The organism is Neobacillus niacini, from assembly GCF_030817695.1.
In the GTDB taxonomy this organism is placed as follows: Bacteria; Bacillota; Bacilli; order Bacillales; family Cytobacillaceae; genus Neobacillus; species Neobacillus niacini_F.
The window spans coordinates 2,013,447-2,035,073 of record NZ_JAUSZQ010000002.1; the positions used below are offsets into that span (position 1 = coordinate 2,013,447).

At 39.8% G+C, this 21,627-nt stretch carries 23 protein-coding genes; 15 read left to right on the forward strand and 8 right to left on the reverse strand.

What is annotated here, in order from left to right; translation table 11 throughout:
* The first annotated feature begins 18 nt into the window (after positions 1-18).
* From QFZ28_RS10335 to QFZ28_RS10350, 4 genes are read left to right on the forward strand one after another with little or no spacing between them, the layout of a single operon-like run.
* A complete protein-coding gene (locus QFZ28_RS10335) occupies positions 19-678 on the forward strand; it encodes an amino acid ABC transporter permease (protein ID WP_307194547.1) in 660 nt (219 codons plus the stop codon).
* The gene (locus QFZ28_RS10340; protein ID WP_307194548.1) at positions 671-1,393 is read left to right on the forward strand and encodes an amino acid ABC transporter ATP-binding protein; all 723 of its coding nucleotides are present in this window, start codon (positions 671-673) and stop codon (positions 1,391-1,393) included. Before QFZ28_RS10335 ends, QFZ28_RS10340 begins: the two co-directional genes overlap by 8 nt.
* A gap of 57 nt (positions 1,394-1,450) precedes the next feature.
* On the forward strand, positions 1,451-2,434 hold the full coding sequence (locus QFZ28_RS10345) for an aromatic acid exporter family protein (protein ID WP_307194549.1): 984 nt from the start codon (positions 1,451-1,453) through the stop codon (positions 2,432-2,434).
* Between the two features lie 23 nt (positions 2,435-2,457).
* Positions 2,458-2,973: a L,D-transpeptidase gene (locus tag QFZ28_RS10350; protein WP_307194550.1), complete on the forward strand. Its 516-nt coding sequence runs from the start codon at positions 2,458-2,460 to the stop codon at positions 2,971-2,973.
* A gap of 45 nt (positions 2,974-3,018) precedes the next feature.
* Here the strand turns inward: QFZ28_RS10350 and prli42 are convergent, their stop codons facing one another.
* Positions 3,019-3,114, reverse strand: a complete 96-nt coding sequence (gene prli42, locus QFZ28_RS10355) for a stressosome-associated protein Prli42 (RefSeq protein ID WP_307194551.1) — start codon at positions 3,112-3,114, stop codon at positions 3,019-3,021.
* 162 nt (positions 3,115-3,276) lie between these two features.
* Between prli42 and mce the strand changes: the two genes are divergently transcribed.
* The 4 genes from mce (at position 3,277) to QFZ28_RS10375 (ending at position 7,787) form a co-directional block, all read left to right on the forward strand.
* Positions 3,277-3,681 carry a methylmalonyl-CoA epimerase gene (mce, locus tag QFZ28_RS10360; protein WP_307194552.1) on the forward strand — a complete coding sequence of 135 codons (405 nt, stop codon included), beginning with the start codon at positions 3,277-3,279 and terminating at the stop codon, positions 3,679-3,681.
* A 7-nt stretch (positions 3,682-3,688) separates the two neighbouring features.
* The gene (locus QFZ28_RS10365; RefSeq protein WP_307194553.1) at positions 3,689-5,239 is read left to right on the forward strand and encodes an acyl-CoA carboxylase subunit beta; all 1,551 of its coding nucleotides are present in this window, start codon (positions 3,689-3,691) and stop codon (positions 5,237-5,239) included.
* Between the two features lie 72 nt (positions 5,240-5,311).
* A complete protein-coding gene (locus QFZ28_RS10370) occupies positions 5,312-6,433 on the forward strand; it encodes a tripeptidase T (RefSeq protein WP_307194554.1) in 1,122 nt (373 codons plus the stop codon).
* Positions 6,434-6,509: 76 nt separating this feature from the next.
* A complete protein-coding gene (locus QFZ28_RS10375) occupies positions 6,510-7,787 on the forward strand; it encodes a DNA polymerase IV (RefSeq protein WP_307194555.1) in 1,278 nt (425 codons plus the stop codon).
* Between the two features lie 43 nt (positions 7,788-7,830).
* Here QFZ28_RS10375 and zwf read toward each other — a convergent pair whose 3' ends face one another.
* Complete coding sequence (zwf, locus tag QFZ28_RS10380) at positions 7,831-9,300, reverse strand: glucose-6-phosphate dehydrogenase (RefSeq protein WP_307196997.1); 1,470 nt, start codon at positions 9,298-9,300, stop codon at positions 7,831-7,833.
* Positions 9,301-9,495: 195 nt separating this feature from the next.
* On the opposite strand from zwf, the gene rnz reads away from it, so the two are divergent.
* Entirely contained in the window at positions 9,496-10,419 is a 924-nt protein-coding gene (gene rnz, locus QFZ28_RS10385) for a ribonuclease Z (RefSeq protein WP_307194556.1), read from the forward strand.
* Positions 10,420-10,488: 69 nt separating this feature from the next.
* Here the strand turns inward: rnz and namA are convergent, their stop codons facing one another.
* On the reverse strand, positions 10,489-11,508 hold the full coding sequence (gene namA / locus QFZ28_RS10390; protein WP_307194557.1) for an NADPH dehydrogenase NamA: 1,020 nt from the start codon (positions 11,506-11,508) through the stop codon (positions 10,489-10,491).
* 76 nt (positions 11,509-11,584) lie between these two features.
* Positions 11,585-12,430 (reverse strand): pyrroline-5-carboxylate reductase, encoded by an 846-nt coding sequence (gene proC / locus QFZ28_RS10395; RefSeq protein WP_307194558.1) that lies wholly within the window; start codon positions 12,428-12,430, stop codon positions 11,585-11,587.
* 302 nt (positions 12,431-12,732) lie between these two features.
* Here proC and QFZ28_RS10400 point away from each other — a divergent pair, with 302 nt between their 5' ends.
* On the forward strand, positions 12,733-13,695 hold the full coding sequence (locus QFZ28_RS10400) for an MBL fold metallo-hydrolase (protein WP_307194559.1): 963 nt from the start codon (positions 12,733-12,735) through the stop codon (positions 13,693-13,695).
* A gap of 9 nt (positions 13,696-13,704) precedes the next feature.
* Positions 13,705-14,502 carry an SDR family NAD(P)-dependent oxidoreductase gene (locus QFZ28_RS10405; RefSeq protein WP_307194560.1) on the forward strand — a complete coding sequence of 266 codons (798 nt, stop codon included), beginning with the start codon at positions 13,705-13,707 and terminating at the stop codon, positions 14,500-14,502.
* A gap of 26 nt (positions 14,503-14,528) precedes the next feature.
* Here QFZ28_RS10405 and QFZ28_RS10410 read toward each other — a convergent pair whose 3' ends face one another.
* Positions 14,529-14,723, reverse strand: coding sequence for a YqzH family protein (locus tag QFZ28_RS10410; RefSeq protein ID WP_307194561.1), 195 nt, complete (start codon positions 14,721-14,723; stop codon positions 14,529-14,531).
* A gap of 165 nt (positions 14,724-14,888) precedes the next feature.
* Between QFZ28_RS10410 and QFZ28_RS10415 the strand changes: the two genes are divergently transcribed.
* Entirely contained in the window at positions 14,889-16,148 is a 1,260-nt protein-coding gene (locus QFZ28_RS10415; RefSeq protein ID WP_307194562.1) for a Y-family DNA polymerase, read from the forward strand.
* Positions 16,149-16,255: 107 nt separating this feature from the next.
* Positions 16,256-16,591: a YolD-like family protein gene (locus QFZ28_RS10420; protein WP_307194563.1), complete on the forward strand. Its 336-nt coding sequence runs from the start codon at positions 16,256-16,258 to the stop codon at positions 16,589-16,591.
* Between the two features lie 50 nt (positions 16,592-16,641).
* Here the strand turns inward: QFZ28_RS10420 and QFZ28_RS10425 are convergent, their stop codons facing one another.
* The 3 genes from QFZ28_RS10425 to QFZ28_RS10435 form a co-directional block, all read right to left on the reverse strand.
* A complete protein-coding gene (locus QFZ28_RS10425) occupies positions 16,642-17,766 on the reverse strand; it encodes a cupin domain-containing protein (protein ID WP_307194564.1) in 1,125 nt (374 codons plus the stop codon).
* A gap of 79 nt (positions 17,767-17,845) precedes the next feature.
* Positions 17,846-18,796, reverse strand: coding sequence for a fumarylacetoacetate hydrolase family protein (locus tag QFZ28_RS10430; protein ID WP_307194565.1), 951 nt, complete (start codon positions 18,794-18,796; stop codon positions 17,846-17,848).
* A gap of 101 nt (positions 18,797-18,897) precedes the next feature.
* Positions 18,898-19,659 carry an IclR family transcriptional regulator gene (locus QFZ28_RS10435; RefSeq protein WP_307194566.1) on the reverse strand — a complete coding sequence of 254 codons (762 nt, stop codon included), beginning with the start codon at positions 19,657-19,659 and terminating at the stop codon, positions 18,898-18,900.
* 179 nt (positions 19,660-19,838) lie between these two features.
* Here QFZ28_RS10435 and QFZ28_RS10440 point away from each other — a divergent pair, with 179 nt between their 5' ends.
* The gene (locus QFZ28_RS10440) at positions 19,839-21,032 is read left to right on the forward strand and encodes an FAD-dependent monooxygenase (protein ID WP_307194567.1); all 1,194 of its coding nucleotides are present in this window, start codon (positions 19,839-19,841) and stop codon (positions 21,030-21,032) included.
* Between the two features lie 77 nt (positions 21,033-21,109).
* Entirely contained in the window at positions 21,110-21,604 is a 495-nt protein-coding gene (locus QFZ28_RS10445; protein ID WP_307194568.1) for a DinB family protein, read from the forward strand.
* Positions 21,605-21,627: the final 23 nt, after the last annotated feature.

A 21,627-nucleotide genomic window follows, 5' to 3' on the forward strand; every position in this document is an offset into this window, starting at 1 on the left:
AGAGAGGACGGCAGATGAATGAACTTAGATTTCACGCAATTCATTCCTTCGATGCCATACATTTTAGAGGGAATACTTGTTACACTTAAGATTGTCATCCTGGCAGGGATATTAGGATTTATTTTAGGAATTATCCTTTCCCTATTTAAAATAAGTAAATTCAAATTTCTGGGCTGGTTTGCGGATATCTATACCTCGATTTTTCGTGGTACTCCATTAGTTTTACAGTTGATGTTAATCTATTATGGTTCGCCACAGTTGATTGGGTATCAAATTGAACCATACACAGCTGCGATTTTATCCTTTGCTCTTAATTCTGGTGCTTACATATCTGAAATTATCAGAGCAGGGATCCAGGCGATTGATAAAGGACAGCAGGAAGCGGCAATGGCTCTAGGTGTACCTTACACAAAAATGATGTGGGATATCATCCTGCCGCAAGCCCTTAAAAATATCCTCCCAGCATTAATGAATGAATTTATTACGTTAACGAAAGAATCTGCGATTGTTACCACAATCGGAGTAATGGATATTATGCGTCGTTCGTATCAAGTTGGAGCAGAAAACTATTCATTCTTCGAGCCATTATTGATTGCTGGTTTAATCTATTACTTAATGGTTGTGACATTGACCTTCCTAGGAAAAGCGGTTGAAAGGAGAATGAGACGCAGTGATTAAGGTAGAAAATTTGCATAAAAATTACGGTAAGCTTGAAGTTTTAAAGGGCATCACCACGGAAATTAAAGCTGGAGAAGTGGTTGCAATTATTGGACCTTCTGGTTCAGGAAAGTCAACCTTCCTGCGCTGCATGAACCTTCTTGAAAACCCAACAAGCGGAAGAATTCTAGTAGGGGACCAAGATGTAACCGATAAAAAGACCAATATCATGAAGGTACGGCAGAATGTTGGTATGGTTTTTCAACATTTTCATTTATTCCCGCATAAGACTGTTTTGGAGAACCTTACCTATGCACCAATTAAGGTAAAAGGATTATCAAAAGCAGAAGCAGAAAAGATTGCTTTTGATTTGTTGGAACGAGTTGGATTATCGGAAAAAGCAACAGAATACCCGACCAGATTATCTGGCGGGCAAAAGCAGCGGGTTGCGATTGCAAGGGCACTAGCAATGGAGCCGGAAGTGATGCTCTTTGATGAACCAACCTCTGCTCTTGACCCAGAAATGGTGAAGGAAGTATTAGAGGTTATGAAATCCCTCGCACATACTGGGATGACAATGGCTATTGTAACCCACGAAATGGGCTTTGCTCGTGAGGTAGCTGACCGAGTACTGTTCCTTGATGGAGGAGTGTTGGTAGAAGACGCAAATCCGCAAGAATTTTTCAAAAACCCCAAGAGCAAACGTGCACAAGATTTCTTGCAAAAAATGCTATAAAAAGGATAAGCTAAAGATGGTCAATGCTGATCATCTTTTTTTATTTAGGAGAAACTTATGAAATTTCGTATTGGTTACAGAACATTAAAAACAGCCGCAGGCACGGCCATTTCTATTTTGATTGCCCAACAGCTCGGTCTTGATAACTTTGCTTCTGCAGGTATTTTAACGATTCTTTGTATTCAAGTAACGAAAAGAAGATCATTACGAACAGCCTGGGACCGATTTTTAGCTTGTGTTTTGGTTATGCCCTTTTCTGCTCTCTTTTTTGAGACGATTGCCTATCATCCCATCGTCATTGGTATCATGCTGTTGTTCTTTATCCCGACTGTGGTTATGCTTAAAGCAACCGATGGTGTCGTTACCAGTAGTGTCATTATTCTGCATATATATTTGGCTAATCATATATCTTTAGCTCTTTTTCTTAATGAGCTTGGTGTGATTATAATTGGAATTGGCGTTGCGCTTATTATTAATGTCTACATGCCAAGTGCTGATAATAGATTAAAACAATATCAAACGAGAATGGAAGAGAACTTTAAAGTCATCTTTTGTGAAATGGTTAAATTCTTAAGAACTGGAGAAAGTGACTGGTCAGGTAAAGAAATCACCGAAACGGCGAAGTTGATTGAGGAAGCAAAATCGCTTGCCTATCTTGATGTAGAAAATCATGTACTGAGAGAAGATAATGACTATTTTCATTATTTTAAAATGAGGGAAAAGCAATTTGAACTTATAGAAAGGGTTTTACCAATTGTTACATCACTAACTGTGACGTTACCACAGGGCAAGATGATAGCTGAATTTCTTGAGGAATTGTCTGAAAATATAAAACCAGGTAATACGGCTCATATTTATCTCGGAAAATTAAAAGAGATGAAAAAGGAATTTGAAGAAATGGAGCTTCCAAAAACAAGAGAAGAATTCGAAGTTCGTGCCGCGCTTCTCCAATTAGTGAAAGAGATGAATGAATACTTGATTATTAAGAGTTCCTTTAAAACTTCAAAATGGAATAAAGCGAAGAAAGTTGAAGCAAGCTAAGGAAAAAATGGCAGGTGGATTTTATGATAAAGATACTATCGCCAATCCTGTTTGCTTTTTTTATTTCACCTCTTTGGCCGCTTGGACCAAATCCTCTCCCTGGTGACCCTTTCGTTATTGTCAATAAAACAACAAATGAATTGGCGTTGATTGATGAAAACAAAGTCCAAACAGTTGTGAGTGTTGGTACTGGTAAAACAAAGGAGTTAACACCAGAAGGGCTTTTTACGATAACGGTAAAAGCGGAACACCCGTATTATCGTCGTAAGGATATTCCCGGAGGCGACCCTAGAAACCCGCTTGGATCTAGATGGATAGGTTTTGATGCAGATGAAACAGATGGAAGAATATACGGAATTCATGGTACCAATCAGCCTGCCTCCATCGGTAGATATGTATCACAAGGATGTATTCGTACACAGAATGAAGTCATTTCTTCCTTGTACCCCTTAATTCCATTAGGTACAAAAATATTGGTCACTTCTACAAGTAAATCCTTCGAGCAGCTCGCGAAAGAAAATGGAGCCATCAATAAATAGTAAAAGGGACTGTTCTTCGGAACAGTCCCTTGTCTATGTTTTTAATTAAATAAATTGAGCAATCCCAATTAGGAGAGTTGAGGCTAACATAGCAATTAACATTAAATATACGACTATTTTTCTTGTTCTCTTCTTAATCATAGTGGGTTCCCCCTTTATATTAAATAGCTTTATTTATATTTTACAGGGAAAAGCCCAATTGAACAATGGAACAACCTCTCATTTTGGGAAGGAATTATGAATTTTTTAGCGAATATGGTAATTGTCGAAACTATTTAAATTTTTAAAAATAGAGGGGTAAATATGATAAAAAAGGTAGACCACATTGGAATTGCTGTTCGCTCACTTGAGACCACCCTGCCATTTTATACAGATGTCCTTAAGCTTCCTTTATTAGGGATTGAAGAAGTCGAAAGTCAAATGGTTAGAGTTGCTTTTTTGAAAGCAGGGGAAACAAAACTTGAGCTTTTAGAACCAACAACAAAGGAAAGCCCAATAGCCCAATTTATTGAAAAACGTGGTGAGGGGATACACCATATCGCTTTGGGCGTTAACTCTATTGAAGAAAGAATAATGGAGATGAAAGAAAAAGGTATTCGGATGATTGATGAAGAGCCAAGGATTGGTGCTGGAGGAGCACATATTGCCTTCATGCATCCAAAGTCAGCAACGGGTGTATTGGTTGAGCTATGCGAAAAGAAGGGGTGAAGGGTAAATGATAGATATCTACGAGAAAATAAATGAATTATATGATAAACGCCGGGAAGTCGAGCTTGGCGGCGGTGACGAAAGAATCGAGAAACAACATGAGAAGGGGAAATTAACTGCAAGGGAACGAATTGAGCTTTTGGTAGATAAAGGGTCATTCGTTGAATTAAGTCCATTTATTGAGCATAGGACGAATGATTTTGGTCTGGATGAACAGAAAGGCCCTGGTGATGGCGTTGTTACTGGTTACGGAAAAGTAAATGGGCGTCCAATCTACTTATTTTCACAAGATTTTACTGTATTTGGCGGTGCCCTTGGGGAAATGCATGCAAAAAAAATAGCGAATGTGATGGATTTAGCTGCTAAAAACGGTACACCTTTTGTTGGCCTAAATGATTCCGGAGGAGCACGAATTCAAGAAGGGGTTGTTTCACTAGACGGTTACGGTCATATATTTTATCGAAATGCGATTTATTCTGGTGTCATTCCGCAAATTTCTGTGATCATGGGACCATGTGCGGGAGGGGCAGTCTATTCACCTGCGATTACTGATTTCGTATTTATGGTTGAAAAAACAAGTCAAATGTTTATTACTGGTCCAAAAGTAATCGAAACGGTAACGGGTGAAAAGATTTCTGCTGAAGACCTTGGCGGTGCCCATGTTCATAATAGTATAAGTGGAAATGCACATTTTGAAGGTGCTTCTGAGCAGGAGGTATTAGAAGAGGTTCGAAAGCTTCTCAGCTATCTTCCACAAAATAATGAGGAAAAGGCACCAAGACTTGCGGCAGATGTTGAAAATGATTATCGTCCGGACTTGACGGATGTTATTCCTTTCGATGCCATTCGTCCTTATGACGTTCGTAAGGTAATTGAACAAGTAGCAGACGCGGACTCTTTTATGGAAATTCAAAAAAACTTTGCAAAAAATATTGTCGTTGGCTTTGCGCGGATTAAAGGGGAAACAGTCGGTCTTGTTTGCAACCAGCCCAAGGTTATGGCAGGCGGGCTTGACATTAATTCATCTGACAAAGCAGCAAGATTTATACGCACTTGTGACTCGTTTAATATTCCGATTATTACCTTTGAGGATGTGACCGGCTTCTTCCCAGGAGTTAAACAGGAGCATGGAGGTATTATTCGCCACGGTGCCAAGATTCTATATGCCTATTCGGAGGCGACTGTTCCGAAACTGACGGTTATTTTGAGAAAAGCATATGGAGGCGCATATGTAGCACTTAATAGTAAGTCAATCGGGGCCGACTTAGTTTTTGCGTGGCCAAATGCCGAAATTGCCGTAATGGGTCCACAGGGGGCTGCAAACATCATTTTTGCAAAAGAAATCCAGAATAGTGATAACCCTGAACTGGTTAGACAGCAAAAGATTGAAGAATACCGCGAGAAGTTTGCCAATCCGTATGTGGCGGCAAGCAGAGGGATGGTCGATGATGTCATTGACCCTCGTGAAACAAGAATAAAAATTATCCAAGCATTAGAAATGCTTCGTAATAAAAAAGAATCAAGACCATACAAAAAACACGGGAATATTCCACTCTAAGCTTTGATTTGATGACAACTATCCGAAGGAGTATACTTATACAGTGAGTACATAAAACGGAGGGTCATTCTGATGATTAATCATGAACGTCTTTTAAATGAATTTTTAGAGCTGGTCCAAATTGATTCAGAAACTAAATACGAAACTGAAATTGCGAAAGTATTAAAACAAAAATTTACCGATTTAGGTCTAGATGTGTTTGAAGACGATACAACGGCTGTAACAGGTCATGGAGCAGGAAACTTAGTTTGTACCTTAGCAGCGACTAAAGACGGCGTAGAACCTATTTATTTTACTTCTCATATGGATACAGTAGTTCCGGCACGAGGAGTTAAGCCATCTATTAAAGACGGCTATGTTGTTACAGATGGAACAACAATCTTAGGTGCTGATGATAAAACTGGGTTAGCCGTGATGCTAGAAACGATTCGTGTACTAAAAGAACAAAATATTCCTCATGGACAAATCCAATTTGTCATTACGGTGGGAGAAGAATCTGGTCTCGTAGGAGCTAAAGCACTTGATTCTTCATTATTGAAAGCAAAGTATGGCTATGCATTAGACAGTGATGGTTTAGTAGGAAATATCGTGGTTGCTGCACCGACCCAAGCTAAGATTAAAGCAGTAATTTACGGTAAAACTGCCCATGCTGGCGTTGCACCTGAAAAAGGAGTTTCTGCGATTACCATTGCTGCGAAATCGATTGCGAGAATGCCATTAGGCAGAATTGACTCCGAAACCACAGCAAACATCGGCCGCTTTGAAGGTGGTACACAAACGAATATCGTTTGCGACCGTGTAGATATTCTAGCAGAAGCCCGTTCACTCATTGCTGAAAAAATGGAAGCACAAGCTGCTAAAATGAAAGAAGCTTTTGAAACCGTAGCTTCTGAAATGGGTGGAAGAGCTGAAGTTGAAGTTGAAGTTATGTACCCTGGCTTTAAATTTGCCGAAGGGGATCAAGTCGTTGAGATTGCACGTAAAGCCGCAGCGAAAATTGGGCGAAGCTGTGAATTGCAGCATAGCGGAGGCGGGAGCGATGCCAACGTGATTGCAGGCTTTAATATTCCAACCGTTAACCTGGCTGTCGGTTATGAAGATATTCATACTACAAATGAACGTATGCCGATTGAAGAATTAAACAAGCTTGCAGAAATGACGATTGCGATTATCGAAGAGGTTACTAATCAATAAGGATACGTTAGAGGAGAGCGAAATCGTTCTCCTTTTTGTATACTAGAGATACCATAGTTTTAGGAGAAGTGCGCGTATGAAGGAAATGTATCCAAAAAAGGGCAGAGTCATTCTACACGTTGATATGAACAGTTTTTACGCTTCGGTAGAGATGGCGTATGACTCAGAATTGAAGGGGAAACCAGTTGCGATTGCTGGAAACGTGGAGGAGCGCAGAGGGATTATTATTACCTGCAGCTATGAAGCAAGAAAATTTGGAGTCAAAACTACCATGCCCCTGTGGGAAGCAAAGAAGCTCTGTCCGCAGTTAATTATTAGGAAGCCTAATTTTGATCGTTACCGGACAGCCTCTATCGCCATGTTTGAGATTCTTAGGAATTATACTGAAATGGTTGAACCTGTATCGATTGACGAAGGATATATGGATATTACTGATTCTTATGAGCTTGGCAGTCCGATTGAAATCGCCCAAAGTATCCAAAAAAGAGTTCTCGAACAGCTTGATCTGCCGTGCAGCATTGGAATCGCTCCTAATAAATTTTTGGCAAAAACAGCTTCTGATATGAAAAAACCGATGGGAATAACAATACTTCGTAAGCGTGACATCCCTTCCGTTTTGTGGCCGTTAAATACAAGCGAGATGCATGGTGTGGGTAAAAAAACTGCTGAAAAGTTAACGACCATTGGTATTCATACGATTGGAGAATTAGCAGCTGGCAATGAGATACAGCTTAAATCACTGCTCGGGATTAATGGAATCCGCATAAAGGAAAGAGCAAATGGAATCGATCATCGACCAGTCGATCCTGAATCGGTGTCTGATTTTAAGAGTATTGGAAATTCCACAACGCTGCCAAAGGATACAAGCAATCAACAAGAATTGTATCGGGTATTGGAAGCATTGGCAGAAACTGTTTCAGTAAGGTTAAAGCGAAAAAATGTCCTAGCTACAACTCTGGGCATTACTATTCGTTTTAAAGATCGAAAAACCATTACCCGCAGTAAGAAACTTTCTAATCCCATGCAGAACAAAGAAGATATTGCTTCTCTTTCGAAGCAAATTTTCCTCAAAGCTTGGAATGGGAACCCTGTTCGTTTATTAGGCATTACAGGCTATGATTTAGTAGAGCAGGATTTAGCCTTTAAACAGCTGGATTTATTTTCGTTTGAAAAAGACGCTAAAAAGGAACCGTTAATGAAAACACTAACCACTTTACGTGATAAATATGGGAAAAGTATTATTGGAAATGCTGGTACTCGAAAAGTAAGTAATACTGATAATGTTGGTACCGGAACGAGCTTTAATAAAGACTTTCTCCGTTCCTTCCCTCAAAAAAAGAAGGAAGACGACTAAAAGCTCCGCAATTGTTTTAATAACAAATGCGGAGCTTTTCGTATTATTTACAGATATCTACATCTAAATCGGTTACAGGCCACCAGAAAAATCCGTCTTTTTCTAACAGTTCATCAGCAGCTTTCGGCCCCATTGAACCAGATTCATAATTTGGATAGTCTTCGGCTTTCGTTTTTTCCCATACTTCAGAAATATTATCAACAAACGCCCAAGAATAGGCGACTTCATCCCAGTGTGTAAAGTTAGTTGCGTCACCGCGCATGCAATCATAAAGAAGCTTTTCATAGCCTTCAGGCGTGTTCATTGCATGAATTCCAGTGTTAGCAAAGCTTAATTTGACTTCCTGAGCATCGAGATGTCCACCAGCTTTTTTAGCGTTAAGATGGAGAGTGATACCTTCCTCTGGCTGAATATGGATGACAAGCAGATTAGGGTTCAACAGTTTCTCTGGCTGATAATAAAGGTTCATAGGAATGTCTTTAAATTGAACAACAATCTTTGTTGATTTTGTGGTCATTCTTTTACCAGTTCTAATGTAAAAAGGCACACCAGCCCAGCGGAAATTATCAATCATAATTTTTCCGGCTACAAAAGTCTCTGTATTGGACTCTTTGTCTACCATTGGTTCTGCACGATATTCAGGAACCTGTTGCTCATCGATCAAACCGGCACCATACTGTCCGCGGACAAAATATTTATTTATTGTTTCCCCTTTGATCATTCTTAATGAACGAAACACTCGCACCTTCTCAGAACGAACCTCATCTGTTGTCAATTTAATCGGAGGCTCCATTGCAAGAAGTGCCACCATTTGCATGATATGGTTTTGAACCATATCCCGAAGAGCACCGCTTGTTTCATAGTAACGGCCTCGTTCTTCCACCCCAAGTACTTCACTTGAGGTAATTTGAATATTGGAGATATAACGGTTGTTCCACAAAGGTTCGAAAATGGCATTTGCAAAACGAATTACTTCGATATTCCGAACCATTTCTTTACCTAAATAGTGATCGATTCGGTAAACTTCGCTTTCTGAAAATGCCTGGCGGATTTGTGTGTTTAACACCTTTGCAGATTCTAAGTCGTGTCCGAATGGTTTTTCAATTACCAATCGTTTGTACCCCTTAACATCTGTTAAACCATCTGATTTTAAATGTAGGGCGATTGGGCCGAAAAATTCAGGAGCCATCGCAAGATAGAAAATCCGGTTTCCTTCCAAATCATATTGATCATCAATTTGCTGTGCTAAATTTTTTAGGTTTTGATATGAGCCGGAATCAGCTACATCATGTGACTGATAATAGAAGTGGGAGATAAACTCATCGATATTCTCCTTTTTCCCAAGAGCAGTTAGTACCGAGTCCTTTACAGAATTCTGAAACTCTTCCGTAGTTAAAGGTCTCCTTGCTACGCCTATAACGGCAAATTTGTCTAATTTTCCTTTTTGAAACAATCGGTAAAGGGACGGAAAAAGTTTCCGAACGGCTAAATCTCCTGTTGCACCAAATATCATAATTAATGAAGTCATATTCTTAGGTTGTTCCACGATAAATACCTCTCTTTATATGTATTCAATTTAGATTTCGCAAAAATTAACTGAAGCATGTATTCAAATCTATTCCTTTAAAAGAGAATATACGTACAAAGGGCAATAGTGCAAGCGATATGCTATATTATTTATATTATTATTGGGAAAGGCGGGTTTAAATTGGACATCTTATTTTTAGGCACTGGTGCTGGTATTCCAGCTAAGCTTCGTAATGTTACTTCTATTGCCTTAAAACTACTCGAAGAACGAGGAGCCATTTGGTTATTTGACGCCGGTGAAGCGACCCAGCATCAAATTTTACATACGTCGATCAAGCCTCGCAGGATCGAGAAAATATTCATAACCCACCTTCATGGTGATCACATCTATGGTCTTCCTGGTCTATTAGCCAGCCGTTCTTTTCAAGGCGGAGAATCAGAAGTGATTGTTTATGGACCTAAAGGTCTAAAACAATATATCACCATAAGCCTTACAGTCAGCCAAACCTACTTAAAATACCCACTAAAAATCGTCGAAATCGACGAAGGGGTTATTTTTGAAGATGAACAGTTTACTGTCGAAGCTCGACTTTTAAATCACGGCATTCCCTCTTATGGGTATCGGATTATCGAGAAAGATAAACCAGGGACTCTTTTAGCGGAAAGACTTGTCGAGGCGGGAGTACAGCCAGGACCGATTTTCCGGAAAATTAAAGAAGGTGAAACCGTTACACTAGATGATGGTACCATTATTGTACCATCCGATTTTCTTGGTCCGGATATAAAGGGTCGGATTGTCACGATTCTTGGCGATACAAGGTATTGTGAGAACGCAATTCTTTTAGCTAAGGACGCAGATTTATTAATTCACGAAGCAACCTTTTCCAAGGGGGAAGAAAAGCTTGCCTTTGATTATTTCCACTCGACCACTCATCAGGCTGCAAAAGTGGCGAAACAAGCCGGCAGTAAGCAGCTCTGTTTGACCCACATCAGCTCACGCTACGATCGACAAGCCTGGGCTGAATTAGTTGCGGAAGCACAAGAAGTCTTTGCGGAAACAGACATTGCAGAAGACTTTAAAGAAATAAATATACCAAGTAAATGAATGATTTCGGGATATATCCGAGATGACTATATTCTAGCTATTAAGACGGCCAAAAGCCGTCTTTATTGATTATTTCCAGCCAAGTACATATTGTTCGGGTCCTTCAATCGATACACCCAGTTCCTTGGCTGCAGTTCTTGGCCAGTAAGGGTCACGTAATAATTCCCGAGCTAAAAATACTAAATCGGCACGCTCATTTTGAAGAATTTCCTCTGCTTGAATACCGGTTGTAATCAATCCCACTGCTCCTGTAGATATTTCTGCACCATTTCTAATGGTTTCAGAGTAAGGGACTTGATAGCCGGGATATACATTAATCTGTGCGGGTACAACTCCTCCAGAGCTTGGATCAATTAAATCTACGCCTTGTTCCTTCATCCATTGGCTGAAAAATACGTAATCTAGCGGTGTTAATCCCTCTTCATGATATTCATGTGCAGAAACCCGCACAAATAGCACTCCACCCCACACTGTTTTAATTGCTTCAATTACTTCACGAAGGAAACGGTACCGATTTTCAGGACTGCCACCGTATTCATCGGTTCTTTTATTTGATAGCGGTGAGAGGAACTCATTAATTAAATAACCGTGAGCACCATGTATCTCAATAACATCAAAACCAGCTTTTGCGGCCCGTCTCGCTCCTTTTTTAAAAGCTTCAACCGTTTCCTTGATATCCTCTTTTGTCATTTCTTTCGGCGTTTTCATTTTTTCATTAAAAGCTAAGGCCGAAGGGGCGATAATTTCACCTTCTAGGACTGCCTTTCTACCCGCGTGTGCAAGCTGGATACCTGTTTTAGCACCATGCTCCTTCATTAAGCTAACGAGTTCTGTTAAGCCTTCAATGTGGTCATCATTCCAAATTCCTAGATCCCTAGGCGAAATCCTACCCTGTGGAGAGACTGCAGTTGCTTCAACAATAATCAGACCTACTTGACCAACAGCTCGACTTGTATAATGAGTGCGGTGCCAGTTTTGAATATGACCATCTTCGTTATGACTGGAATACATGCACATCGGCGCCATTACAATTCGATTTTTCAGCGTTACATCCTTAATCTTATAAGGAGAAAATAATTTTGCAGACATTTTGAACCTCCTACATCATTAATTTTTGGCCACTTTTCATTGAGTTTTTACCCTAGTTTAAAGCAATAGATAAAAATTAGGAAGTTGGTTCAGTAACTTCGAGCTGTTCACGTAGTGCCGCTCCCATTTTTTTCGATTGGGCTGTTGCCGCCTTAATACAAGAAATGAACGCTTGCTGGACCTGATGTTCTTCAAGTACTTTGACACCTGCCTCTGTTGTACCGCCTGGGCTTGTTACATCTCTTCGTAACTGTTCAGATGATTTAGTGGAGTTTTTCACCATCTCAGCTGCTCCGATTAACGTTTGTACAATTAATTCACTCGCCATATCCTTATCGAGTCCAACCTCAACAGCACTTTTTTCCATTGCTTCTATAAGGTAATAAATATACGCAGGTCCGCTGCCTGAGAGTCCTGTAACAGCGTCAAGCTGTTCCTCTTCTACAAAAGTAGTCAAGCCGACTGTTCCAAACAGATCTTTCATTAATTCAATTTGCTGAGGGGTAACTCGTTCATTTACGGCAACGGCAGTGGCAGATTTACCAACGGCTGCTGATGTATTTGGCATTGCTCTAACAACCGCAATCGGTAATCTTGCTAATGTCTCAATCGTACTCATCGACACACCGGCTAACACAGAAACTACCAGCATACTTTCGGTTAAATATTCACGAATATATTGGATGGCGGTTGCGGAATCCTTTGGCTTCATCGATAAAATGACGATGTCAGCCCCTGCAAACAATTCGTTTAAATCGTAAGTGGTACGGACGCCATACGTATCACTCAGCCTTTTCAACCGCTCTTCATTTGAATTATTTGTAACCCATATATTCTTTCTATCAATCAAACTATTTTCAAGAATCCCTGAAATAAATGCTTCAGCCATCGAACCGGCACCGATAAATGCGATCTTTTTCATAAAAATTGCCCCCTCATATTTTCCTTATAAAACAAAAAGACCCCTCATCCGAAAAGGACGAAAGGTCTAGCTTCCGTTCATTTACTGGTCTTAATTATCGTGAATGACGAATCAAATTTTATTAGTGATTATCCAAGATAACGGCTCTTCTGTCAAGTGATATAAATCTGAATTTTTTATTTATTTTAAATTTATTATGCAAAAATAATGACAATCGAAAGGGAAATTCGTTACACTTACTATATAATAATTGTCAAAAAATGTTCACATTCTATTTAAAAATAACGATAGGAGTTTTTTTAATGGCAGAATGGAAAGATGGAATTGCGAAATTATCGATGCCGACTCCTTTTGCAGTCGGGGACGTTAATGCTTACTTAATTAAAGGGGAGCGTCTGACTCTTGTGGATGCAGGTATAAAAACGAAGGAATCTTGGAATTCCTTCAAAGCACAGTTGGGTGATTTACAAGTAGGTCCAGATGATATTGAACAGGTGATTATTACCCACCATCATGCAGATCATGTTGGAATGCTCGATTTTTTATCAGATAAGATTGAGGTGTATGGTCATCACCTGAATGAACGATGGATTAAACCAACAGAGGCATTCTTTCAAGAACAAGAGAATTTTTTTCGTGGACAATTTCATAACTTTGGTTTACCGGGAGAATATTTTCCGTCGCTTTCAACGTTAAGACAGTCATTCAAATATTCTTGTAACCGTTCATTGACGGGAGAACTGGTTGAAGGAATGATTCCGCCTGGGTTAAGTGAATGGAAAGTCATTGCTACACCAGGCCATGCCCAGAGTCAAATCGCTCTATTTCGAGAAAGAGATGGAATTCTTATTGGAGGGGATTTGGTTCTTGCACATATCTCACCGAATCCATTCCTAGAGATGCCAGCACCAGGTGAAATTGATAGACCCAAGCCTCAGCTGCAGCATAATCATTCGATGAAAAAGCTGTTATCTTATCCAATTCAATTCGTTTACACAGGACATGGCGAGGAAGTTTTCCAATTAAAAGAGCTAATTGAAAAAAGACTGATTCATCAACACGAACGGGCAATGAAGGTTAATAATTGGCTAAAAGAGGAGCAGCATACTGTATTTGAACTTTGCAAGCGGCTTTTTCCTGCGGCGTATAAGCGTGAATTGATATTAACATTATCGGAAACAGTGGGCCAGCTTGACTATTTAGCCTCAATCGGCGAGATTAGTAGTAGCGAGGATCATCAACCAGTCCTTTATCAAGCTAGATGAGGTGTGAGTATGGTTAAGGAACAACTTAAGGGTAAAAATATAGTCATTACCGGTGCATCCGGGGGGATAGGTGCGGAAATCGCCAAGCTTTGTGCGAAAAGTGGTGCCAACCTTGTCCTAATTGCAAGAAGTATAGAAAAGCTGAAGCAGCTGCAAATGGAATTGCAGCAAAAGCATCAAGTGAGGGTAGAGGTCTATCAATTAGATGTCTCTAATACTGATAAAGTGAAGGAAGTTTTTACAACTATTTTTACTGAGATTGGTGAGGTAGATATCCTGGTTAATAATGCAGGTTTCGGTGTATTTCGTGAAGCCCATGCAGCGACTATGGATGAAATTAAAGGGATGTTCGATGTCAATGTTGTTGGACTGATGGCGTGCACAAGCATGGTGCTTCCAAAAATGCGTGAACGCCGTTTTGGCCATATTATTAATATTGCCTCCCAGGCGGGTAAAATTGCTACGCCAAAATCAAGTGTGTATTCGGCTACTAAGCATGCTGTTCTTGGCTACACGAATTCACTTAGAATGGAGCTTAGTGACTTCAATGTTCTGGTAACATCTGTGAACCCGGGACCGATTGCGACAAACTTTTTTAACATCGCCGATGAAAAAGGTACCTATGTTAAAAATGTTCAAAAGTTTATGCTTCAGCCTGAATATGTTGCTCGGAAAGTTGTTGACAGTATGCTGACGAAAACGAGAGAAATTAATTTGCCGCGCTGGATGAACATGGGAAGCGTTGTTTATGTTCTCTTTCCAAGACTGTTTGAACGCATTGGAAAAAAAGCATTTAACAAAAAGTAAAACCGCGACAGCGGTTTTTTGTGTTTTCATCCTGTTAAAAATTCGTATACCGTGTCATTTACAGCCTCGTATAATTCTACCGTAGGCTGTTCTGCTTTTATTTGGATAATCCGTTCTGCAAGCGCCTCTAAATCATTACTGCTGATTGGCAGTGAATCCACTTCGGAATAGTATTGTTTAAAGCAATTTTTAACCATTTTAATAACCAATTTTTTCTCCATGAATGTGCACCTCACTCATAATTATACTGTTTTTTCCCTCAGAAAAATAACCATAACCATGAAACATGTCAAAAAATTTCCATTGAATACGAACGTATATTCGTTTAAGATGTGTATATAATATAAAGAACAAATGTTCGAAAAATAATAATAGGAGGAAAAGTCATGGTGGATTACAGCACGTTACCGCACAATCATATTCTATGCGTCGACATGAAGAGCTTTTATGCCAGCTGTTCCGCTGTCATGCATGGTCTTGATCCCTTGACTTGCTATCTAGCTGTGGCCGGTAACAAAGAACGGAATGGAAGTGTTGTGCTAGCGGCATCACCACGTTTGAAGAAAGAATTTGGAATTAAAACAGGTTCCAGACTATTTGAGATTCCCGATGATCCCCGCATTCAAGTAGTCGAGCCCAAAATGGCAACTTATTTGCGTATTTCTACTGAGATCACCCGCGTATTTAATCGTTATGTACCAAAGGAAGCCATTCATACGTATAGCGTTGATGAAAGTTTTATCAAGGTGGATGGGGCACTTCCTTTATGGGGGGACGCCTTTACGATTGCAGAGAAAATTAAGAATGATATTGAACGTGAGTTCCAGCTTCCCTGTGCGGTCGGAATTGGTCCTAATATGTTACTGTCGAAGCTTTGCCTCGATCTTGAAGCAAAGAAGCATGGAATTGCTGAATGGAAGTATGAGGACGTTCAAAAGAAGCTTTGGAAGGTTTCACCGCTAAGAGAAATGTGGGGAATCGGCAGGCGTGTAGAAAAAACGCTAAATGGGATGGGCATTTTTACGGTTGGCCAGCTGGCTCGCTATGATTTAGAAGCACTGGAAAAGAAATTCGGAATCATGGGAAATCAGCTTTATCATCATGCCTGGGGAGTAGACCTTTCAGACCTGGGAGCACCCCTGGTTGAGGGGCAAATCAGCTTTGGAAAAAGCCAAATTCTTTTAAGAGATTATAAAGAAGAAGAAGAGATAAAGCATGTAATTTTGGAAATGTGTGAAGAAGTAGCCCGAAGAGCGAGATCGCGCCGTAAAGCGGGGAGGACTATCAGCCTTAGTATTGGCTATAGTCAAGATGAACTTGGCGGCGGCTTTCACCGATCCAGAACCATCAAGCAGCCAACGAATGTAACGATGGATCTTTACCGCGTCTGTCTCGAATTATTCAACGAACATTATACAGGAAAGACGGTAAGGCAAATTGCCATTAGTATCGGAAATATCGTCGATGATCATGAGTTTCAGCTGGATCTGTTTGACATGGGTGCGGTTAAGCGGAGGGAGCTTGGCTATGTAGTTGATTCTATCCGCAGACGCTTTGGGTCAGGTTCCCTGCTACGGGCTGTTTCCTATACAACTGCTGGAACGGCAAAGCACCGGGCCACACTCGTCGGTGGACATAAGAGGTAAACAGAAAAGCGTAAGCGCCTATAGGCTGCTTGCTGCTTGGACAGCAAGAAAAGCGTAAGCTCCTGGGCTGCTTACGCTCCGACAACGTAGTAAGGAGGAGAGAGTGAATGATTCGTGACCGCGGAAGAATCAAATGGGTTTCGATGATGCTTCCTGAGCATATTAAATTGCTTAGAGACTGGGTGAAGGAAGATCAATATGAGGAGCGGAAAGAAATCGATGAGCAGCAGCTTGAACTCATGAATATGACTTTATCTGAAGCGATTGAATTCGACCAATTCGTTACCATTACTCATTATCGAAATCGAAATTATGAAATCGTCATTGGGAAAATTCATTATTGGGACGAAATGGCACAACGGCTTCATGTTGTCGATCGCTTTGAAGAAGTTCACCGAATTCCGATTACTGCCATTGCAGATATTAGGATTACAGATGTCTAAACATAACAAGAGCGGATCCTAATCGGATCTGCTCTTGTTTTTGATATTTATTAACGGAAATCCGCTTTAAATTCACCAGTAATTTTTTGGTGGCCGTTATTTTCTTCAAACGATTGCTCTTGTTCCAAGTCGAAACGATTCATAATTGGTAAATCGTTGACTGAGAATAGGTAGGAATCTTCTGAGGCAGAGTGTTCATACCAAGCCCAGTTTGGAACGACAAAGTAATCGCCTTTTTTCCAATCGAAGCGAACGCCATTGATTACGGTGAAACCTTCACCTTTATGCACTTGGTAAACAGTTGAATGTGTATGACGTAATGCTTTTGTTTGGAAACCTGCTGGTAAATGCTGCATTCTAGTGCCAAGCGTTGGGTTAGCGGATTTACCTGTAGATGGGTTAATGTACTCGACTGCATATCCATGATATGGATCTGGATCGAATTCCATCAAGCCTTTAATTCCTTCTACCGTGCGGTCCCATTTATAATTAGCAAGTGGAGCAACGGTAAATTTATCATCACCAACAGGACGAACCATGCCGCCGCGATAACGTCTCTCTGAAAAATTATCCGGAATATCTGGCTGCTGTAAACCATCTTCAAAAGGTTCAAAGAAGGTACCGCCAATTGCGTAAATAGTAGGAATATCTAAAGCATCCATCCAATACATAGGCTCAGTACCTAAATGGGCATGCCCATGCCATAAGCCCTTTGGAGTAATTAAAAAGTCGCCTTCTTCCATGAAAATACGCTCGCCCTGCACGATTGTATATGCGCCTGAACCTTCAGAAATAAAGCGTAATGCACTTTGTGAGTGCCGGTGAGATGGCGCTTTTTCACCTGGCAATAACATTTGCACCGCTGCATAAATCGTTTGAGTAGTAGATCCCCATCCCCAAGGTTCCCGATACGTTAAGCCGGGATTTTGAAAATAAATCGCACGACGTTCACCGCCGCGATCTGGTGTAAAGATTTGAGCCGCTTCACCCATTTTCTTTTTGATTAATTCATCGCTCCAAAGATAAGCTTGTGCTTGAGGCTTTGGCGTTTTATGCATAATTGTAGGAATTGCTTCCCAAAGGGGTCCTAAGTTGTATTGTTGAATATCTCTTGTGTAATCGGTTACAATCGAACTTTTCATAAATTCTTGAACTTCCGGATTTACTTCAGCCATTTCTCATTCTCCTTTATTAGTCAATTTGATAGAGAAGAGGGGAGCAGCGTAATGCTGCTTGACCCCTTACAATGCCTAATTAAACAGTAACTGCCGCTTCGGTTGCCTTTACTTTATTTTCAAGTGCACCGATTTGGTCGATTTCAATACGAACTACGTCTCCATCTTTTAAGAATTGCGGAGGATTCATCGCAACTCCAACTCCACCAGGAGTTCCTGTTAAAACAACATCCCCTGGCTCTAAAGTCATTAAATTGGATAAGAAAGCTACTAATTTCTGAACGGAGAATACTAGATTAGCAGTATTGGTTTTTTGACGTACTTCACCGTTTACTTTTAGGACAACGTCTAAGCCAGATGGATTTTGTAATTCATCGGAAGTAACCAAATATGGCCCCATTGGTGCACTGCCATCTACTGTTTTTCCTTGTAACCATTGAAGCGTGCGTCGTTGAATGTCACGATAAGTTACGTCATTTGTAATCGTATATCCTGCTACATAGTCTAATGCCTCTTCTTCGCTAACGTTACGGGCTTGTTTGCCAACAACAAAAGTAAATTCTGCCTCATAGTCAAGTTGATCAGAAATTGGATAGTGTGGAATATCGTCCTCTGGTCCTAAAATCGTATTAGCAAATTTAGCAAAAATAACAGGGTTGGATGGAATTTCACGACCCATTTCTAAAATATGCTCACGGTAGTTGTGACCAACACAGATAATCTTTCCAGGACGCCCGACTGGCGCTTCTACCTTAACTTCCTCGAGATTGTAAATCACTTTTTTATCAAAGCTTTCAGGATTAGCTAGGATGAAATCGATTGCATTTTGTGCTAGTTGAATCGATTCTTTACCACCTTGATATAATTCGTCGGTATTATCCGGCACATATGCTTTTGCGATTGCCTCGTATCGATATTTTCCTTCTGCTTTTAACTGTGCTTGGTAAGCATAGTTTAAGTCGATTACCTTGTTATCAACGATTGCCCCTGCACGTGTATATCCAGCGACAGTAAAATTAATAAGTTTCATAGTTGCCTCCTTGTTTTTTCACTAATTATGAAATTAGTTCACTATTTATAAAAATATTAAAAGATTTTAAAAAGATTGTCAATATTATTTGTTTTCAGATTTTATTTTTCAAAACCGAAATACTCTGAAATTTCCCTTGCTGCATTAAGAACGTATTGCCCAGTGTGATGGTCCGCCGATTTTGGTACTGTCTCTGTTATACCAACGATAGTAATCGCACCTAGTAGTTCATGGTTGTAATTTAGTATAGGGACACTAAACGAAGAGACGTGCTTTACTAGGGGTTCCGTTTTTGATACAAAAAACAGTTCTTTCGTTTTTTCTTTTTCACTTTGAAATTGCTGTAATTCACTTTCATTGAACTTCGATAATTCTTCTTCTTCCCATTCTTTCATTAGGACGTCTTTTTCAAAAACAGAAAAAACAATGCCAGTAGAGGAGGAGAGCGGTAAGTGTGTCCCTATTTGTGCACCGATATTTATTCCATAATCCGCACTTAAAATATATGAAACGAGTGGCCCCTTTTTAGAAGGAACAGCCAGTAGTACTGTTAGGTTCGTTTTCTCAGTGATCTTTTTGAAATACGGAATTACCACTTCTATTAAAGAAGTTTGACTTAAAGCAACATTTCCTAACTGTACTAATTTATGGCCAAGCGTATACGCGTTTGTATGCGGATTACGATAGATTAATCCAAATTGGGATAGTGTAGATAAATATTTGTACAAATTACTTTTTGTCATAGCAGTTAGGTTTTGAATATCAGTAAACTTTAGGGGTTCTTTTTCCATTGCTAAGATTTCTAATATGTTTAACCCAATTTGTAATGACTGAATACCGATTGTTTTTGTTTCAGTTGTCATAATGATCACCCCATTTTTCAGTTGATTTTGGATAGTAGTAGAAAAATTGATTAATAGAAATTTCTAAATTTTAAAAGTTTTTGTTGACGGATTGGTGAAAAATGATTTAAAGTTTTCTTATCAGGTAACAAAGTTCACTATTTGTGGAAGATAATAACTCAGTTGGAGGGGAAATGTCAATGACTAATGTAAGCGACATCATTATAGTAGGTGGAGGAATTGGTGGTTTAGCGGCAGCACTATCAATCCAAGAAACGGGTAAATCAGTAGCAATTTTTGAGCAAGCGCCTGAATTTGGGGAAGTCGGCGCAGGTATTCAGTTAGCGCCAAATGCATTAGAAGTTTTAGATCGTTTAGGTGTAAAGGAAGAAATCTTAAAACATGCGGTAATACCAAAACGCCTTGTCCTAAAAGATGTTTATACTGCAAAAGAATTAGCAACTCTTGATTTAGGGGAAGGTTTCCAAAAAGAATTCGGCCAGCCATATATCGTATTACATCGCTCTGACTTACACAGAGTTCTTTATGAAGCATGTCAAAAAAGCAACAATATCCAATTCTTTACAAACCAATGTATTCAAACTGCAGAACAAAATAATGATACTGTAACCATTGTTAACCAAAATGGTGAAACGTTTAGTGCAGAAGCAGTTATTGGTGCAGATGGGGTAAAATCAAACATGCGTAAGCAGCTAGTTGATGATAAACCTGTAAACTCTGCGTATGTAGCTTACCGTGGAACGATTCCAATTGAAGAAGTGGCTACTACCGCAAACTTAGACTTAGACGATGTAATCATGTGGATTGGACCAAACCTACACATGGTACAATACCCAGTTCGTCGCGGAGAGCTTTACAACCAAGTAGTCGTATTTAAATCATATGATGCGACTGTAGAAGACTGGGGAACACCAGAAGAAATGACACGTCGTTTTGAAAATTGTCATCCAAAGGTTGAAAACGCTTTAACTTACATTAACCGTCAATTCCGCTGGCAAATGTATGACCGTGAACCAATTGACAATTGGACAAACGGCAACATTACGCTATTAGGAGATTCTGGTCATGCCATGCTTCAATATTTAGCTCAAGGCGGCGTTCAAGCACTCGAGGATGCGTTTGTATTAGGTGAGAAATTAAAAGAACATAAATCCTACGAGGAAGCATTTAAAGCATACCAAGAAATTCGAATCCCACGATCTGCAATGGTACAAGGATCAGCACGCAGATGGGGCGAAATTATTCATGCGGAGGATCCAACGGCACTTGCACTTCGCAACTTTATTTTCGAAAAGCACAAACCAACTGATTACAATGTTGTTGATTTCCTATATGGCTATTTCAATAAAAATTACCAACGTGTAGATTGCTAGTTTATAAAAAAACGCGTTAGAGCTAACTCTAGCGCATTTTTTTAATTTGTGTAGTGGAATATAAGGAGGCTTATTTTATGACAAATACAGTACTGAATGAAAAATTGGAAGTGTTTAAAAAGAGTATAGATGATATTACAGCGGTATTGAATAATAAGGATGAGGCTGTACTTTATGTTAAACCTTCTGAAACAGAATGGTCCGCAATGCAAATTGTTTCACATATATTAGAAGCAGTTGATTTTTGGGTTGCTGATTTGGAAGCGCTGCTAGTAGTTCCTGGTGCAAAATGGGGACGTAATCATGAACATGTGCGTCGCTTAGCTGCAGTTGATGAAAACGTTGTATCACGTATTAAGAAAGAGGATGCGATAACTGCACTTCAAAAGTTAGTTCCGAAAGTAGAGGCAGCGCTTGTAAAAGTGACAGAAGAGGATTTAGTAAAAACAGCTCCAAGTTATAATCCAAACTTTGACGGAAAGCCGTTATCCTTTTTAGTCGACCATTTAATCGTTAAGCACGTAACGGGCCATTACGGACAACTTGTACGTCATTTAGAAAAAATTCAATAATTGATAGAAAAAAGGACTCCATT

Coding starts and splice junctions, on each gene's coding strand:
- QFZ28_RS10335 (WP_307194547.1), top strand. CDS start 19: ATGAACTTAGATTTCACGCAATTCATTCCTTCGATGCCATACATTTTA.
- QFZ28_RS10345 (WP_307194549.1), top strand. CDS start 1,451: ATGAAATTTCGTATTGGTTACAGAACATTAAAAACAGCCGCAGGCACG.
- QFZ28_RS10350 (WP_307194550.1), top strand. CDS start 2,458: ATGATAAAGATACTATCGCCAATCCTGTTTGCTTTTTTTATTTCACCT.
- prli42 (WP_307194551.1), bottom strand. CDS start 3,114: ATGATTAAGAAGAGAACAAGAAAAATAGTCGTATATTTAATGTTAATT.
- mce (WP_307194552.1), top strand. CDS start 3,277: ATGATAAAAAAGGTAGACCACATTGGAATTGCTGTTCGCTCACTTGAG.
- QFZ28_RS10365 (WP_307194553.1), top strand. CDS start 3,689: ATGATAGATATCTACGAGAAAATAAATGAATTATATGATAAACGCCGG.
- QFZ28_RS10370 (WP_307194554.1), top strand. CDS start 5,312: ATGATTAATCATGAACGTCTTTTAAATGAATTTTTAGAGCTGGTCCAA.
- QFZ28_RS10375 (WP_307194555.1), top strand. CDS start 6,510: ATGAAGGAAATGTATCCAAAAAAGGGCAGAGTCATTCTACACGTTGAT.
- zwf (WP_307196997.1), bottom strand. CDS start 9,300: ATGATATTTGGTGCAACAGGAGATTTAGCCGTTCGGAAACTTTTTCCG.
- namA (WP_307194557.1), bottom strand. CDS start 11,508: ATGTCTGCAAAATTATTTTCTCCTTATAAGATTAAGGATGTAACGCTG.
- proC (WP_307194558.1), bottom strand. CDS start 12,430: ATGAAAAAGATCGCATTTATCGGTGCCGGTTCGATGGCTGAAGCATTT.
- QFZ28_RS10400 (WP_307194559.1), top strand. CDS start 12,733: ATGGCAGAATGGAAAGATGGAATTGCGAAATTATCGATGCCGACTCCT.
- QFZ28_RS10405 (WP_307194560.1), top strand. CDS start 13,705: ATGGTTAAGGAACAACTTAAGGGTAAAAATATAGTCATTACCGGTGCA.
- QFZ28_RS10410 (WP_307194561.1), bottom strand. CDS start 14,723: ATGGAGAAAAAATTGGTTATTAAAATGGTTAAAAATTGCTTTAAACAA.
- QFZ28_RS10415 (WP_307194562.1), top strand. CDS start 14,889: ATGGTGGATTACAGCACGTTACCGCACAATCATATTCTATGCGTCGAC.
- QFZ28_RS10420 (WP_307194563.1), top strand. CDS start 16,256: ATGATTCGTGACCGCGGAAGAATCAAATGGGTTTCGATGATGCTTCCT.
- QFZ28_RS10425 (WP_307194564.1), bottom strand. CDS start 17,766: ATGGCTGAAGTAAATCCGGAAGTTCAAGAATTTATGAAAAGTTCGATT.
- QFZ28_RS10430 (WP_307194565.1), bottom strand. CDS start 18,796: ATGAAACTTATTAATTTTACTGTCGCTGGATATACACGTGCAGGGGCA.
- QFZ28_RS10435 (WP_307194566.1), bottom strand. CDS start 19,659: ATGACAACTGAAACAAAAACAATCGGTATTCAGTCATTACAAATTGGG.
- QFZ28_RS10440 (WP_307194567.1), top strand. CDS start 19,839: ATGACTAATGTAAGCGACATCATTATAGTAGGTGGAGGAATTGGTGGT.
- QFZ28_RS10445 (WP_307194568.1), top strand. CDS start 21,110: ATGACAAATACAGTACTGAATGAAAAATTGGAAGTGTTTAAAAAGAGT.